Raw genomic sequence first — 19,526 nt, forward strand, 5'->3', positions numbered from 1 at the left:
GATTCTTTATAGGGGAAATCACGAAAACGAAACTTTCATCGGTACAACATTTACTTCAGGACAAAAATCTCTTGGAGAATGCTTTCGAGCATGGAAGCATTTTTAGGAATCTGTTCACCGCTAAGCATTTTCGAATGTTCCCCATAGCCACGATAGTTTATAAATTGCTCAGATGCTTGTGCCCACACTTCCTCATTCCATTTCTCAGCCTCATAGGCCGCTATGTTTTCTGATTCATACTCGGATTGGATAAGATGAATTGGAGCCTTTATCCTGCCTTCATTTACCAATTGGTTGTAAAACATCAGATAGCTGAGCATGTTTTGAATAAAGCTTTGTTTGACAAAATCGTTGGTTACGAACAGCTCAAGATCCTCTCTTGTCATATTAAACATCTCGTTATGAGTTCCTATTTCTGTGAAGAAGGCTTCTATTTCTTTTCTTGCTTCAATAGCTGTTTGCTCGATTTCTTTCTCCTTCCAATAAGAATCAAATAGTATAATGCTTGACACCTGATGTCCTTGGTTTTCCAATTCTTTAGCAACTTCAAAAGCTAAGTTACCGCCAGAGGAATACCCCATCAACGTGTACGGGCCCTCAGAATCAATCTGTATCATGGCATTGATATACTGCTCGATGCGATTCTCGGCCTCTATGAAGTCAAAGCTATACAAAGAAACATCATGGATTTCTTTAGCAAGCTTTTGATAGAAGGTGCTGTGGGCTCCAATCGGTGTAAAGCTAAATACAGATCGAATTGTTTTGTTATTTAATAGAATGGGGTGACCCGCGTTTTGCTCGTACTGCTTATGCAAGATAAATTCTGCCATTTTTTGAATCGTTGGTTGCTGGAATACGAGATGCAAAGGCAACTCTTCCTGCATGTACTCATACACCTTTGATATGAGAAGCATTGCTTTTAAGGAATGTCCCCCGATTTCAAAGAAATGATCGGTGATGCCAATTTGCTCTACTTCTAATACTTCTTGCCAAATAGCGGCCAATTGTTCCTCTATCATGCTGCTAGGAGCAACATATTCTCTTCCTACAACGCCTACATTTTGAGGCATTGGCAATGCTCTCTTATCTACTTTTCCATTAGCAGTAGTCGGTAGATTCATAAGCTGTACGAAATAGGTAGGAACCATATATGCAGGCAGTGCCTTGGAAACAAATTTTCTCAAATCAGCCAGAACAACTTCCGTGTCAGCTACAAAGTATGCACATAAATATTGCTGTGCATGTTGATCCTCTTGAGCAGTGACCACTACCTCCCCAACACCTTGATACTGGAGGATGGTAGATTCAATCTCTCCTATCTCAATGCGGAAACCTCGTACCTTGACTTGCTCATCTACACGGCCAACATACTCTATCGTTCCATCTGGACGCCATTTGGCTAAGTCACCTGTTTTGTACATGCGTTCCCCAGGTACGAATGGATTACGAACGAACTTCTCTTCTGTCAATTCTGATCGATTTAAATAACCTCTGGCTAGGCCACGTCCTGCTATGCATAGCTCACCTACTACACCGATAGGCTGCAAATGATGCTCGGCATTAACAATATAGACAGCTACATTGGCAAGCGGATGACCAATTGTAATCGCTTGGTCTACTTCAATTGCTCTTTGAATCGTCGTAACTACACTATTCTCGGTAGGTCCATACTCATTGTTAATCTCAATAGCAGGATTTTTTTGTTTAATCTTTTGTACAAGTTGCAAAGATAATTTCTCTCCTCCAAGAGTGACACAACGTAACTTGCTAAGATCCTCTGTTGTAGCACTATCCACGATGGCATTAAATAGACTTGGAACGCCATAGTAATGAGTGATCGATTCAGAAGCAAGCAATTTTCGCAAAGCAAATGGATCTTTTGCTTCTTCTTCTCTTGGTAAGATCGAAGTAGCTCCTCCAAGCATGGGGGCAAACAGACTGGCAACAAATCCATCAAAAGCAAATGAGAAGATCTGCAACGCTTTATCCTTTGGAGTAAAGGCATACTCGTCTCTTCTCCATTGCAGGCAGTTCACAATGGACCGATGTTCAATCATAACACCTTTAGGCTGTCCCGTTGTACCTGAGGTATAGATTACGTAGGCCAGGTCTGTTGGTTTGTTAATCGCTTTTACATTCGTCCCATCGGATACATAATTCTTCTGCTCGTCTAAATCCAGCCTCGTTATATTAGCTGATGAGCTATAGCTCAAATGGGACTGTGTCAGCAAAAGAGTTCCACCGCTATCCTGTAAGACATATTCAATCCGGTCAATAGGATAAGCTGGATCAATAGGAACATACGCCGCCCCAGCTTTCAAGATTCCCAATACGCCAATAATCATTTCAACGGAACGTTCTGCCATAATCGCTACTAGCTGATTAGCAACGACTCCTTTATTACGTAATGTACGCGCTAACTGATTGGCTTTTTCATTTAGCTTTTGATATGTTACTTTCTGCTTGTTCCAAATAAGTGCTACTTGATCAGGTGTTTTTCTTACCTGTTCTTCAAAAAGCTGATGAATCGTTGTATCCGGCTGGTCGTTTTTCTCTGTGTTAGTAAACTCGAATAAAAGCCGGTTTTTCTCTTCATTCGTCAGCATTTCGATAGCAGCTAATTTCACATCAGGATTATCTATGATGGCTCTCATGATCTGGAGGAAATTAGCCAGGAATCGTTCAATCGTTTCGGACTGGTACAATTTCGTGCAATATTCCACACTAATCATGATTTGGTCACTTTCTTCAGTAGCGATTAAGGTTAGATCGAATTTAGAGTGCTTTGATTTATTGTCTCCTTCATAGCCGACAAATCGTAGCTCGTCTACTTCTATTGCCTCTTCGCCTCTGTTTTGGAGAGTAAACATGGTATCAAACATTGGATTTCTACTTACTTCACGTTGTAGTTGCAGTTTCTCCACCATCTCTTCAAATGGATAATCCTGATTCTCATAGGCTCGCAATGCATTTAGTTTTACTTCTAATAAAAACTCCCTAAAGGATTTTGATCTAACTGGTTTATTTCGCATGGCCAAAGTATTGACAAACATCCCAACAGTGCTCTGTAAATCAACATGCGATCGGCCTGTAACCGGAGTACCCACAATCAGATCCTCTTGACCGGAATATTTGGAAAGCAGCACATTATATGCCGCTAACAAGACCATATAGAGAGTGGTACCTGTATCGGTAGCTATTTTATACAAGCCTTCCTGGAGCTCTTTGCCTGTTCCCATTGTGATTAAATCACCTTCAAAGCTTTGTGTAGTAGGTCTTGGAAAATCTGTCGGTAAATTTAACACAGGGATTTCATCTGCAAATGTTTGAACCCAGTGCTCTTCCTGTTTTTTATACATAGCTGTCTGAGACTGTTCATGCTGCCATACAGAAAAGTCCTTATATTGAATCGCAAGCGCTGGTAACGTATGCCCCTGATACAATTCCACTAATTCATTGATGATGATCCCAGATGATACTCCATCAGAAATGATGTGATGCATATCTACCAGTAACAAATAACGATCCAATCGGGTTTGAACAAGCTTGACGCGAAGCAATGGTGCCATATTTAGCTGGAATGGTTTAATAAACTCGTCAATGATCTCTTCCAGTTCTTCGTCAACAGCTACCTGATGGGTAATAGCAAAATCAACTGCTGTATGAATTTTCTGTACAGGAGAACCATTCACTAACTCGAAGGATGTGCGTAGGCTCTCATGACGGTTGATTAAACCTTTAAACGCTGTTTCTAGTTTTGCTAAATCGAGTTTTCCTTCCAGCAATATGATAGAAGGCATGTTATAGCTGATATCTACCCCATCAAACTGAGTAAGAATAAACATTCTTCGTTGTGCTGCTGAGACTGGATAGTAGTCTTGCTTTGTAGCAGGTAGGATCGAAATGATCTGCTTCGTGCGCTCTCTTTCTAGGTATTGCGCTATTTCTTCAATCGTTGGTTTTTCAAATAGAACACGTAAAGGAATATCGAGTTGATACTCTTTATGCATGTGAGAAATAACCATCATAGCACGTAGAGAATGACCACCAAGTGCGAAGAAATCATCCTTGCTTCCAACTCGCTCGATGCCTAAAACTTGTTGCCAAACCGTAGCAAGCTGTAATTCCAGTGGTGTTTGAGGAGCAACGTAAGTGCTAGTAAATAAAGCATGATGCGGATCTGGTAAGGAACGCTTATCAATTTTTCCATTTGCGGTTAATGGCATCGCCTCAAGTGAAATAAACGTAGTAGGAATCATCGCGATTGGTAGCTGAGTTGTTAAATGGGCACGTATTTCCGCTGTGCTTACCTCTCTATCTGTGACCATATATGCGCAGAGGAATTTTTCCTTTGCTTGATCTTCCTTCGCTACAACCACTACTTCTCTGAGGCCATCAAGCTTCCGCATTTGTGACTCAATCTCACCAAGCTCGATCCTAACTCCCCTGATCTTTACTTGATGATCGATTCGGCCAAGGAACTCTATATTTCCATCAGGTAACCACTTTGCTACATCTCCTGACCGATATAGCTTCTCTCTAGGTACAAACGGATTCTCCACAAATTTCTCAGCAGTAAGCTCTGGTCGATTTAGATATTCTCGGGCAACCCCCGCTCCTCCAATGCATAATTCCCCTACTACTCCGATTGGTACCAGCCCTCCATTGTGATCCATGATATACATTGTGGTGTTAGGAAGCGGTTTACCAATTGGTGCGGTTCCCACTGAAGGCAGAAGTTCTAACGGTTGTTCAAAATAACTAGAATCGATGCAGGCCTCTGTAACACCATAGCTGTTAATGATTCGAATGGAGTGACCAAATTTACCAAGTAGCAAGCTGTAATCCTCCATCGAGCAGCTATCTGCTCCGATAATTAAGAGTTTCATATGACTAATATCTAGCTTATGTTCATAAATATATTCCATCAAAGGTACAGCTAGAGCTGGTGTTGATTCAAAAATTGTTATTTGGTATCTATTTAACATGTCATAAAGGGAAGCTGGATCAAGTTTTACCTCATTTGGGCATATCACCAATTGTCCGCCATGAAGTAAAGCTCTAGCAAAATCGCCAGCAGATACGTCAAAAGAGAAGCTGGCCATCTGAAGCAACCGAACAGGGAATGTCTCTAGGTGATACTTCTCTCTCCATGCAAATGCTATGTTGATATAACTCTGATGCTCGATTACGACTCCTTTTGGTTTACCCGTTGTCCCAGAAGTATAAATAATGTAAGCCATATGATGTTTTTCAGTGACATTCAGTAAATTAGTACCATCACCTTGGTAATTTCCAGCTTGATCCAAATACAAAATCTCATTTGCAAATGCAAGCTGCTCTGCTAGATTTTGCAAGGTAAGCAACAGCATCGCATTGCTATCCTTGAGCATAAATTCCGTACGATCTTGAGGATAATCCATATCAATTGGGACATAAGCTCCACCTGCTTTTAATACGGCTAACATACCAACGACCATATGCAGCGATCGATCTACCATAATGCCTACAGTCCGCTCGGGTCTAACTCCCTTTTGTCGTAATACGCGTGCTAGTTGGTTTGCTTTCGTATTTAACTCCTGATAGGTTAGCTGTTCATTTTCACAAATAACAGCAAGATTGTTAGGAGTTTTCTCAACCTGCTCCTCGAATGACTGGTGGAACATTTTATTCATTCGATAAGACGCCTTGGTTGCATTGAAGTCAAAAACAATTTGATTTTTTTCTGACTCTGACAATATGCTGATTTCCGAAAGCTTTTTATCTGGATTCGTAACGATAGACTGTAAAATTTGAGTATAGTGGATTGCCCAACGCTCGATGGTATCTTTTCTGAATAATTTGGTGCAATAGCTAAATTGAAGCTGAATGTCATCCTGCATTTCAAAGGCATCCAATGAGATATCAAATTTAGCTACTTCTCCTTTCATTTTATAAGGGATATAGCGGAGTCCATCTAGCTCAAATCCAATTGAGTCTGTTTTACCCAAGCTAAACATAGTGTCAAACACTGGATTTCTACTTAAATCACGTCGGATTTGTAGCTTATCTACAAGGCTTTCAAAGGGATAATCTTGATTTTGGTAAGCCTCTAGTGCATTTTCCTTCACTTGGGCTATAAATTCACGGAATGTTAACTCACTGAATGGTCTGTTTTTCAGGGCTAACGTATTGACAAACATACCCACAATATTTTCTACATCTGCGTGTGATCTACCAGCAATTGGTGTACCAATGACAATCTCTTCTTGACCCGTGTATTTGGACAAAAGCACGTTGTAAGCTGCCAACAAAAGCATATACAAGGTTGCTTTCGTCTCATTAGACAGATTCTGCAATTCAGCCATTAGCTGTTTTCCAGTGTTAAAAAGGATATGGTCACCTTCAAAGCTTTGCACAGAAGGTCTCTGGAAATCAGTTTCAAGATTTAGAATTGGCAATTCGCCTGCAAATGTATCGAGCCAAAACGCTTCTTGCTTCTGAATCACTTCAGATTGGAACAGCTCATTTTGCCATACAGCAAAGTCTTTATACTGAATCTTAGAGTCAGGCAGATGCTGTCCATTATACAACTGGGCGAATTCCTTGATGATAATCTGCATAGATACACCGTCAGAAATGATATGATGCATATCCATTAAGAAGAGATGTCGTTTTTCTGATAGACGAACAAGACTTATTCTAAATAATGGAGCTATTTCCAAATCAAATGGTTGAATAAATTCATCCACGATTTGTTCGACTTGATCCTCTGCCGCCTCTTGATAAGCAACGGCAAAGTCTACATGATCATGAATAATCTGAACAGGATCACCATTGATCGTTTTAAAGGATGTCCGCAGTGCCTCATGTCGGTTGACCAAACTTCTCATCGCATAGTCAAAACGCTTGTCATCCAAGCAACCCTCGATGAACAGCACGCCTGGAACGTTATAACTGATACCAGAGCCTTCAAATTGATGAAGGATATACATCCGTTTTTGTGCAGAGGAAACGGGATAAAAATCGGCTTTGACAGCTTGCTGAATGGCTACGTACTTTCCTTTTTCTACACCAGTAATATAGGCGGCTAGTGCATAAATTGTTGGTGATTCAAAAAGAATTTTTAAAGGTAATTCAGCATGAAACACCTTATGCACAAAGGAAATTACGGTCATAGCTTTTAAGGAATGTCCTCCCAATTCAAAGAAATTGTCCATAACCCCGATCTTGGAGACACCTAATACATTTTTCCAAATCTCAACTAATTTTTCCTCGATCTGATTGCTTGGAGCTAGGTATTCTGTCCCTGCACGTAGGTCACCATCTGGTATCGGTAATGCTCTACGATCTACCTTTCCATTTCCTGTAAGCGGCATTTTCTCCAGATGGACAAAAAAAGTAGGAACCATATAGGATGGCAGCTCTTGAGCTAGCTGTTCACGCAATTGTGGTATAACAGCAGCATCCTCTGAAACGTAATAGGCACATAATGCTTTTTGACCAAGCTTGTCCTCTACTACAGTTATGACAGACTCCTTCACCTTATCTTGTCTAGCAAGAACAGATTCAATCTCACCAATTTCAATTCGGAATCCTCTAATTTTTACCTGTTGATCAATTCGTCCTAAATATTCAATTGTTCCATTAGGCAACCATCTAGCCAAATCGCCTGTCCGATACATTCGCTCTCCTGGAACAAATGGGTTAGACACGAATTTTTCGGCTGTTAACTCAGGCTTGTTCATGTATCCCCTAGCAACGCCTTCTCCTCCTACACATAGCTCTCCTGGAACCCCGATTGGTTGCAGGTGATTATAGTTATCAAGGATATAGGCAGTCGAGTTGCTTATTGGTTTACCAATCGGTATGTTATCGAGGAATTCCTCATCAATTCTAAAGCATGTTGAGAAGGTGGTGTTCTCCGTTGGCCCATAGCCATTCCAAATTACAAGCTGGGGATTGATTTGTTTTACCTTGTTGATGTGTTTAGGCGATAGGACATCTCCCCCGACAATTAAATCTGTAAGACTGGCAAACATGCTCTCATTGTCTTGTGATAATTGATTGAATAACGGCGATGTAAGCCACATCGTTGTAATTTGATTTGCTTGTAGGAAGCCAGCTAATAACGCTGAATCCAACAAGATATCCTTATGAACAAGGTATAAACGCGCTCCATGCAGCAATGCTCCAAAAATTTCGAATGTCATAGCATCAAATCCAATAGCACCTGTTTGAATCATTCGATCTTCTGGTCTCACCTGAACATAATTAGCATGTATGACAAGGCGAATCACATTTCGATGTTCAACCATTACGCCTTTTGGCTTACCAGTCGAACCAGACGTGTACATGATATAAGCTAAATCACCTGGACGTGAAATACTTTGAAGATTAGTCAGCTCCTCTTGATACAAGCTCTCATCATCTAGTAAAATTATGTCCGCTTCTTCCTGAAGTCGGAGAGCCAAATGACGCAGGGAAAGAACAATGCTAACTTGGCAATCTTCCATCATGTAAGAAATTCGTTCAGATGGATACTCAGGATCAATGCCGAGATAAGCTCCTCCTGCTTTAAGAATTCCCATGATTCCTACAATCATCTCATGTGATTGGTCAGCTAAAAGACCGACAACGTCATTTGCCACAACACCCTTTTGGCGAAGTATACGTGCAATTTGATTTGCCCTATTATTTAACTCTCGATACGTTAATGTATTGCCCTCTGCTACAACAGCTATATGATCTGGATGCTTCTCTACTTGCTCCTCGAACCATTGATGAATGGTGAGCATTCTAGGATAGTCTGTTGATGTTTCGTTAAATTCACCAAGAATTTGATGCTTTTCTTCTACAGATAACAAGCTGACCTCTGACAAGGCTAATTCTGGTTGTTTCGTAATAGTATCGAGTATTTGCAGGAAATGACCAGCCATTCTTTCGATGCTTTCCTTCTTGAACAACCTCGTACTAAATACGAGCGAGAACTGTAAGCCAGATGACTCTTCGTTTGCTTCTAATGTCAAATCGAATTTTGAATAGCCCCTTTGTGTAACATGAGGTGTTATTTGTAGATCATCTAGTACAAACGCTTTTTTCTCCATATTTTGCAAAATAAACATAATGTCAAACAAAGGATTTCGCCCTAAGTCCCTTTGTATTTCTAATTTTTCGACAAGTGATTCAAATGGATAATCCTGATTTTCATAGGCTTCCAATGTATTTTGTTTTACTTCTGTTAAAAATGCTTTGAAAGACTTCTGAGCACTTGGATTGTTTTTCAACGCTAATGTATTTACGAACATACCCATTACTTTTTCTGTATCAGGATGAACTCTACCAGCAATGGGCGACCCTATCACGATTTCTTCTTGACCAGAGTACTTTGAGAGTAGGACATGAAATGCAGCTAACAGTACCATAAACAATGTTGTTGAAGTTTCACTCGCCAGCTTGTATAAATCCTCCGTTACTTTCTTTCCGGTATGAAAAATAACTTGGTCCCCATCAAAGCTCTGTACAGTAGGTCTAGAATAATCGGTTGGTAAATGGAGAACAGGGATTTCACCAGCAAATGTGTTTGTCCAGTAGGATTCCTGTTTTTTGATGGCGTCCGACGCGAATAATTCATTTTGCCAAACAGCGAAGTCCTTATATTGAATCTGAAGTTCTGGCAAACTCTCCCCACGATATAGCGTTGCAAATTCCTCAAATAAGATTCCTGCTGATACCCCATCTGAGATAATATGGTGCATATCCATTACGAAAAGATGTTTTTCTTCCTCTAATTTGATGAGCCCAATCCGTAATAAAGGAGCTACTTCAAGATCAAACATTTGAATGAATTCATCTACAAGCTGATCTACTTGATCTATCGAGGCTTCGCTATAGAAAATGGGAAGTTCAACTGACTGATGTACACGTTGCATTGGTTCACCGTTTACAGAATGGAAGGAGGTTCGCAATGCCTCATGTCGGTTTATTAATTGCTGTAGAGTCTCTTCAAAGCGTAAATAGTCTAGCTTGCCCTCCATGTAAAGCGCATTTGGCATGTTGTAAATGGTTCCTGCTCCATCAAACTGACGAAGGATATACATCCTTTTTTGCGCAGATGACACCGGGTAATACTCTTTTGGCGAAACAGCTTGAATAGGGACATACTTACTTTTCGCAGCCTGATCAATGAATGTAGCTAATTGGGCAATTGTAGATTTTTCAAATAACACCTTCAAAGGCAATTCTACGCCACATTCCTTATGCACAAGCGACATCACTGTCATAGCTCTTAATGAATGACCGCCTATATCAAAAAAGCTATCATTCACACCAATTCTCGCAAGTCCCAGCACATTCTGCCAAATCTCGACTAACCTGGATTCAGTTGCATTTCTAGCAGCTACATAGATTGTCCCTAGTATCGGATCACCTTCTGGCTTAGGTAATCCTCTACGATCCATTTTTCCATTTGGAGTTGTAGGGAAAGCCTCTAGCTGCACAAAATAGGTTGGAATCATGTAATCAGGTAATGCCTTTGCTAGATGCGCTCTCAGTTCAGCTAATGTGATCTTCTCTTCTGCTGTAAAGTAGGCTATTAATAACTGTTGCTCGGTTGAATCCTCTGAAATGACAACAACTGCCTCATTGATCAGATCGAATGTCAGAATAGCCTTTTCGATCTCGCCAATCTCAATTCGATAGCCCCTAATTTTAACCTGTTCATCCATCCTGCCAATATATTCAATCGTGCCATCTGGTAACCATTTCGCATAATCACCCGTTTTATACATTTGTTCACCTGGAACGAATGGATTAGGCACAAATTTTTCTTCTGTAAGGTCTGGGCGATTTAAATAACCTCTTGCTAAGCCTCGGCCGCCGATGCACAATTCACCGATTACCCCAACTGGCTGTAACAGATGATTGCTATCAAGAATATACACGGCTACATTGGCAATAGGACGGCCAATTGTAATTGTTTCCCCTACCTCAATTGAGCGCTTAATTGTTGTAATAACACTATTCTCTGTTGGACCATATTCATTATTAATTTCGATTGCAGGATTTATTTGCTGGACCTTTTGTACAAGCTGAGGAGTTATTTTTTCTCCCCCTAGCGAAACGTTACCCAACGAATCTAGATCCTCGGCTGTTGAGCAATCCAGAATGGCATGAAACAAACTAGGCACGCCATGGTAATGCGTTATATTTTCACCTGCTATTACATTTCTAAGAGCAAATGGGTCTTTGGCCTCTTCCTCTCTAGGTAAGACAGAAATCGCTCCTCCCATCATAGGAGGGAACAGACTAGCAACGAATCCATCAAAGGCAAATGAGAAAATCTGCAAAATCTTATCATTAGGGCTAAAGCCATACTCCTCTTTTCGATACAGCAAGCAATTGATAACAGACTGGTGTTCTATCATGACTCCTTTTGGTTTGCCTGTCGTACCGGATGTGTAAATGAGATAAGCCAGGTCAGATGCTTGATTTACGTTGAATAGATTCTCGCCACTTCCTACATAAATGTGCTCATCCCCAAGGTTTATCCATTCGATATCAGTTGGGAGTTGTTTCATCAGATGCGATTGAATCAAGAGTATGGAAGCACCGCTATCCTCAAGCAAATATTGGATACGATCTTGTGGATAAGCTGGATCAATAGGCAAATAAGCTGCTCCTGCTTTTAACACCCCGTAAATCGCGAAAATCATTTCAAAGGATCGTTCTGCCATGATCCCTACAATTTGATTAGGTTGTACTCCTTTATTTCGCAAAAACATTGCCAGTTGGTTAGCTTTCTCATTTAACTGGCGATACGTCAATGTTTGGCCTGCATAACAAAGTGCGATATGGTCAGGTGTTCGTTCTACCTGTTCTTCAAAGAAGCTCTGAATTGTTCCTGTAGGATATGACACGTGATTATCATTAAAATCAACAAGTACCTGTTGTTGTTCTTCTAATGTAAGCATATTGATTTCAGATAAAGTGACCTCTGGATTCTCAGTTACTGCTCGTATAATTTGTAAGAAATGAGACGCCATACGTTCAATGGTTTCCCTCTTAAAGAGCTTAGAGCAATATTCGAGGCAGAATACGATTTCCCTATTCTCTTCTGTTGCTTCTAAAGTGAGATCGAATTTTGCTTGGGTAACATCTGTAATATAGGGATGGAAAGTTAACTTATCAATCTCAAAGATCTTTTTGTCCGTATTTTGTAAAATGAAAAGCGTGTCAAATAATGGGTTTCGACCCAATTCACGATGTACATCCAATTTTTCGACTAACACCTCAAATGGGTAGTCCTGATTTTCATAGGCCTGTAAGGTATTATGCTTTACTTCCCCGATAAATTCTCTAAACGGTTTTGTTCCAACCGGATAATTTCGTAAAGCCAAAGTATTTACAAACATTCCTACTATTTGATCTACATCAGCATGAGTTCTGCCGGCAATAGGCGAACCAACAATAATATCCTCTTGACCAGAATACCTAGAAAGGAAGATATTATAGGCTGCTAATAAGACCATGTACAGAGTTGTCTCTGTCTCATTTGCAACTCGATATAAATCCTGCATCAGGTTCGTGCCTGTACCAAAAACAAATCGATCCCCCTCAAAGCTTTTCACAAGCGGACGCGGGAAATCAGTCGACAAATTCAGAAGAGGGACTTCTCCTGCAAAAGTAGTAAGCCAATACGTCTCCTGTTTATTTAATACACCAGTTTCAAACCATTCATTCTGCCAAGCAGCAAAATCCTTATACTGCAAACGAAGCTCCGTCAATTCCTCTCCTTGGTATAGTTGAACAAATTCCTTGATAAAAATTCCTAAGGAAACACCGTCCGCTATAATATGATGCATATCTACTAAGAAAAGATGACGTTCTTCTGTTAATTTGACTACTCCAGTACGTAATAGCGGTGCAAGTGAAAGATCGAATGGCTGCATAAAGTTTGTAATCAGGGTATCTAGTTGATCTTCAGTTGATGACCAGTAAGATATGGAAAAGTCGATCTCTTCATGTATACGTTGAACAATTTCACCATTAACGGAGTGGAAGGAAGTTCGCAGCGTTTCATGCCGTTGAACGAGTGCCTTCATTGCTAGCTCAAGCCGTTGTACATCCAGCTTCCCGTCAATATACATTACACCTGGCATATTATAGCTAAGATCAGCTCCAGCTAACTGACGCAGGATATACATTCTCTTTTGGGCTGAAGATACAGGATAATATTCTTGCAGCGGAGCCGGTTGAATATCCACATAATCGCTTTTTTCAGCTTGGGAAATGTATGTAGCCAATGTAGCAATTGTCGGATTTTCAAAAATTGTTTTAAATGGTACCTCTATCTGAAATGCCTTGTTTAATTTAGAAATCATGCTCATTGCTTTTAATGAATGGCCGCCTAATGCAAAAAAGTTATCTTCTACCCCAAATTTGGTAACAGAAAGAACTTCACTCCAAATGTCACTTATTTTCATTTCTATATGGTTTCTCGGAGCTACGAATTCTGCGCCTGTAATAATGGTTCCCGTAGGCTTCGGAAGAGCTTTGCGGTCTACCTTGCCATTTGGTGTAAGTGGAATTTTATCCATACGAACAAAATAAGAAGGAATCATATAGGTGGGTAACATGCTACCCACATGCTCTCGCAAATCAGATACTGTAATTTCTTGTTCAGAAACAAAGTAAGCAAACAGTGAGTGAGACTCTTCTTCTTGTACAGCAATAACAACTGCCTCTTTGATGAATGTATGCTGTAATAATTGTTTTTCAATTTCACCCAGCTCAATGCGATACCCGGCAATTTTAACTTGCTGATCTGCTCTTCCTACATATTCTATATTTCCATTTGAGAAATATCTCGCAAGATCACCTGTACGATACATAATCGTCCCGGGGTTAAATGGATTTGAAACAAATTTTTCGTCTGTTAAACTAGGCTGGTTCAAATATCCTTTAGATACACCTTCACCACTAATACATAGCTCTCCAACAATGCCAGGCGGAACTATCTGACCTCTTCCGTCAAGAATGTATACCTGTGTATTAGCAATCGGACTACCTATAAACGGTCGGTTTGCAAATTCCTCACAATTATCTGCATGCAATATAGAAGTGATGCACCCAATGGTTGTCTCTGTTGGACCATAGTGATTCATTATCTGTGCAGAAGGGTATTGATCAACATATGCCATCACATCGGTCACTCGAATTGGCTCTCCCCCCATTACAATCAAACGTAGGGAATCGCAATCATTTGTCTTCATGAATGACTCGCTTTGAACGACTACACTAAAAAGAGAAGGAGTCAATTTAACATAAGTGATTTGATTTTCACTGATATACGATAGTAAGCGTTCGGTATTGATATATTCATCCTTTGTTAATAAATGTAATTGGCTGCCTGACAAAATAGCAGAGAAAATCCCTGTATAGCCTAAGTCAAATGCGTAGGAAGATACGAGCACTGTCTTGTCTTGCCATGTTACATTAGCCTGACGCGAAAATGCGAAAACATAGTTTATTACGTTACGATGAGTAATTTGCACTCCTTTTGGCATTCCGGTCGTACCAGATGTGTAGATTACATAAGCCAAATCCTCTGAACTCACCTTCGTTGTAGCAGGTATCTGTAGCTCATGATCCAGCATTGCTTTATCCAGCGCAAGGGTACTTACTGATGCTGGAAGAGCATTTGACAAATCGTTCAATGTTACAACAACGTCTACCTTGCTGTCTTCTAGCATATAAGTAATTCTCTCTATTGGAGCATCCGAATCGATTGGTAGGTAAGCTCCACCTGCTCTCCAAACCCCCATGATCCCAACCATCATTTCTAACGATGGAGGAGTCATAATTCCAACGATCTTATTGGGACGTACCCCTTTTGCCTGTAATAGAGCTGCAACATGGTTTGCCTTTTCATGTAGGTCCTGATAAGTCAGTTTATCGTTTCCGAACACGACAGCATTTTGTACGGGGTATTTGTTTACGCATGCTTCAAACAAATCATACATCGTCATATCACGTGGAGGATCTGCTTTTATTCCAGATGTTCTTGTCAGAAGGTCAGCTTGTTCTTCTTTTGTTAATAAAGGAATTTCGGCTAGCTTGATCCCGATATTTTCCGTAAAGACACGCATGATCATTCGGAAATGCTTGGCGAACTGCTCAATGGTCTCGCGCTTAAATAACTCTGTGCTGTATTGTAATTTACAATGAATTTCTCCGTCTGCCTCGGAAGCAAAGAGCGTCATATCTACTTTCGAAATGGAATGGACAAAGTCATATGGTGTTATTCTTAATTGATCTAGCTCCAATGTGGTTTGATCCATGTTTTGTAGGACAAGCATCGTATCATATAACGGATTTCGACTAAAATCACGAGGTACATCTAATTTATCTACTAAGGCTTCAAATGGATAATCTTGATGCTCGAATGCACCTAATGTCATTTGTTTCACTTCAGCAATGAACTCGTATACTGTCTTACCTGCCTCAGGATAGGTTCGCATCGCTAGCGTATTAATGAAGCTTCCCATCATTCGTTCAACATCAGCATGTCTTCGTCCAGCGATGGGTGAACCAATAACGATTTCTTCCTGGCCCGCATACTTGGATAAAAGAACACTATAAGCCGACAACAACACCATATACAGGGTAGCTCCTGATCTTGCTGCTATTTCATAGAGCCCTGAAGTCAACTGTTTTGAAATAACAAAGTCAACCCCATCCCCTTCAAAGCTCTGGGTAGCGGGTCTGGATGAATCCGTAGGTAGCTGAAGTACCGGTATTTCACCTTTTAATGTGTTGATCCAATAGTTTTCTTGCTTTACAAACATCTCGGATCGGAACAGCTCATTTTGCCAAACTGCAAAATCCTTATACTGGATACGTAGCTCAGGCAAGCTCTCACCACGATAGAGCTTCATAAACTCCTCGATAAATACAGAAATAGATACTCCATCGGATACGATATGGTGGATATCTAACAGGAAGAGATGCTTTTGCTCTTCTAATGTAAGTAAGCCGACTCGAAGCAATGGTGCTAATGATAAATCAAATGGTTGAATAAAATCGCTAATAATCTGCTCTATTTGGTCTTCCTTAGAATTCATTCTCACTATTTCTACTTGCACAGATGGATGTACCTTTTGTGAAGGCTCACCTTCTATCGAATGAAAGGAAGTGCGCAACGCTTCATGCCGGTCTACTATGCTTTGCATTGCATATTCAAAGCGTTGTATATCTAAATTCCCTTCCATGATGAGCGCACCTGGCATGTTATAGCTAACGCTCTCCCCATTAAGCTGATGAAGAATAAACATTCTCTTTTGAGCAGAGGAGACCGGATAATACTCCTGCAATGCCGCTGGTTCTATTGCTGAGTACATTCCGCTTTCTGTGTTAGCTATATAATGAGAAAGGGCAGCAATCGTAGGTGTATCAAATAATACCTTTAAAGGTAAATCAACATGGAATGCTTTCGAGATTTGAGAAATAACCGTCATTGCCTTCAGAGAATGTCCGCCTAACTCAAAAAAGTTATCTAAAACACTAATGTTATCTACGTTTAATATTCCCTTCCAGATCGTTACCAATTGGTCTTCGATAAGGTTGCGTGGTGCTACAAATTCAACTCCTGTACGGATTGAGCCATCAGGTTTTGGCAATTTCTTTCTCTCCACTTTACCATTGGCTGTTAAAGGGATTTCTTCCAGTCGAATAAAGTAAGAAGGGATCATATAAGCTGGCAAAGTACTTCCTATATGTTCGCGCAGTTCAGATACAGGCAGTTCAGCATCAGAGACAATGTAAGCATAGAGAACATTCTGCGCTGATTCATCTTTTTCGACAATGACGACAGCTTCTTTGATCATTTCATGCTGGACTAATTTTGCTTCAATTTCTCCCATCTCTATGCGATGACCCCGTATTTTTACCTGATGATCCACTCTTCCCATATATTCCATATTGCCATCTGGCAACCATCTCGCAAGGTCCCCGGTTCGATACATTCTTTCTTGGGGTTTAAAGGGATTTTCTATAAATTTTTCTGTAGTCAATTCAGCTCGATGTAAATAGCCTCTAGCAACACCATCGCCAGCAATGTATATTTCTCCAATCGAACCAACTGGCATTGGCTGTAAGGCTGTGTCTAATAAGTAGATCTCTACATTGTCTGCTGGGACCCCGATTGGTACAGAATCTTGAGAGGTATGTTTCGGATCAAATGTATAGAGCATGCAACCTACTACTGTTTCCGTAGGCCCATATTCATTCATAATTTGTACAGTTCCACCAAAATTACGAGCTATTTTGCTAGCAAGCTGTGTTTGTAAATTTTCGCCTCCCACTATAAATCTCCTGATGTTACTATTCGTACCATCGAATTCTTCTATTAGTTTTAGATGTGTAGGGGTTAATTTTATGATTCCAACTTTATTATCTCTGAGGATGTCTTGAATAACCTGTACCTTATCTTCTCCCCCATAAATATAGATCGTATTGCCAGAAACTAGTGGGGTAAAGATAGATGTGACGGTCAAATCAAACGAAATGGACGAGTAAAGCGGAAAATGAATGATTTCATTTTGTACATACACTTTTTTAGCCCACCAAATATAATTGACAAGCCCTTGATGAGTGATCATTGCTCCCTTCGGATTTCCAGTCGAGCCTGAGGTATAAATGATATAGGCCAGATCGTTCACGCTGCTTTTATTATTCAGATTAGCGGTACTTCCCTGATACAGCTCTTGATTGTCTAGATAGAGGCTCTCTATATTGTGGCCAACAATTTTATTGGAAAACGTTTGTTGGGTTAGCAATAAAGTGCTTTGACTATCCTCTAGCAAATACCGAATTCGATCTTCTGGATAATCTGGATCAATCGGCAAATAAGCAGCTCCAGATTTTAAAATAGCGAGTATCCCGACAACTAATTCCAAGGAGTGCTCTGCCATGATGGAAACAACGCTACTAGCAGTAACCCCTCTCTCTCTTAGAACATGCGCGAGTTGATTGGAGGATTCGTTTACTTCCTGATAAGTCAGCTGTTTTTCTCGGCATACGGCTGCTACTTGATGTGGCGTTTTAACAACCTGCTCCTCGAATAGCTCATAGATTGTTTTTGTTTTTGGATAGTCAGAGGCTGTGTTATTATACTCTACTACTAGCTGTTGTTTTTCCTGCTCTGTCAGAATTGTTATATCCTTGAGGAGTATATCAGGGGTGTTAATGACCTGTGTCACAATGTTTTGAAGATGATCTTGCATTCTAGTAATAAAAACTGAATCATAAACATTAGCATTATAGCTGAATTTAATCATCATCTCGTTCCAAGGTGCTACCGCTACCACTACGTTTAAGTCATAGGTTGTTTGCTCTTCTCCATTATCAATACGGATACGAAATCCCAAGGCTTCCTCCAAAGAATCCATGTTGTTGTCTGGGTAATTTTCGAACGTAACCAGATGGTCAATTAGCTCTTGTTTTACCACTGACTGACTTTGTATCTCATATAAAGGAGCATAGTCATACTTCGTAGATTGAATTGCATTTTCTCGTGCCTTGTTTATTACTTCTTGAAAAGACAGCAAGGGGTTGACAGATAATCGAGTCGGAATGGTATTGATGAACAGGCCTACCATATTTTCAATGCCTTGGATTCCAGGAGGCCTACCTGAGACGACTGAACCAAATACAACATCTTCCGTATTTTTATATTTACTTACCAAAACGCTCCAAACGGCATGGAATACATTGCTTAACGTTGCCTGATTACGGTTCGCGATCTGTTGAAGATTTTTGGTTGTTTCCTGATCTAACGTAAAAAGTGTCTCCTTTAGCTCATAGCTTCTCTGACCAGTCTGAGGCTTGTTTTTAGGAAATTCCGTATGCAGTTCATAACCTTCCAAATACTGATTCCAATACTTTAGTGCCTCTTCTTTATTTTGCTTCTCTAGCCATTTTATATATTCACTGTATGGCTTAGTCACTTCACGTGGAATTGGTTTATTTGCCTTCAAGACAGCATAATAGCTAAGAAGCTTATGAATAAGAACTCCTAATCCCCAACCATCTATGATGATATGATGAAAAGCCCAAACAAATTGATAGCTGTGATCACCGGTTTTAAAAATGGCGGCCCTCATTAGCACGTCCTTCGTTACATGAAAGCCTTGGTCTTTCCCTTTGTTTTTATAAGTTTCAATATATTCTTTTTGTTCATCATCTGCAAAACGCGTGATATCCTCAAAATATACCTGCATTTTTCTCTCTTTAAACACTACTTGTCTAGCACGTTGTAAATTTTGATATACAAATGCTGTCCGGAGAACCTCATAGTTTTCGATTAGCTTATTCATGCTTTGTTGAAACAATGGAAGATCGAAATCACCCTGAATCGTGGCGGTCATCTGGAGATAGTAGGCACTTGTTTGTTCATCCAAAATAGAATGAAATAACATGCCCTCTTGGAGCGGAGTTAATGGATACACTTTTGCAATATTATCTTGTTTTTTCATATTGGCACCTCA

The 19,526-nt window shown here is 40.2% G+C and carries 1 protein-coding gene; it reads right to left on the reverse strand.

Annotated features, from left to right (window positions below; all coding sequences use genetic code 11):
• Positions 1–50: 50 nt before the first annotated feature.
• Positions 51–19,514, reverse strand: a complete 19,464-nt coding sequence (locus GOP56_RS04690) for a non-ribosomal peptide synthase/polyketide synthase (RefSeq protein ID WP_163244669.1) — start codon at positions 19,512–19,514, stop codon at positions 51–53.
• Positions 19,515–19,526 lie beyond the last annotated feature (12 nt).

It is taken from the genome of Brevibacillus sp. 7WMA2, from assembly GCF_010748895.1.
In the GTDB taxonomy this organism is placed as follows: domain Bacteria; phylum Bacillota; class Bacilli; order Brevibacillales; family Brevibacillaceae; genus Brevibacillus_B; species Brevibacillus_B halotolerans.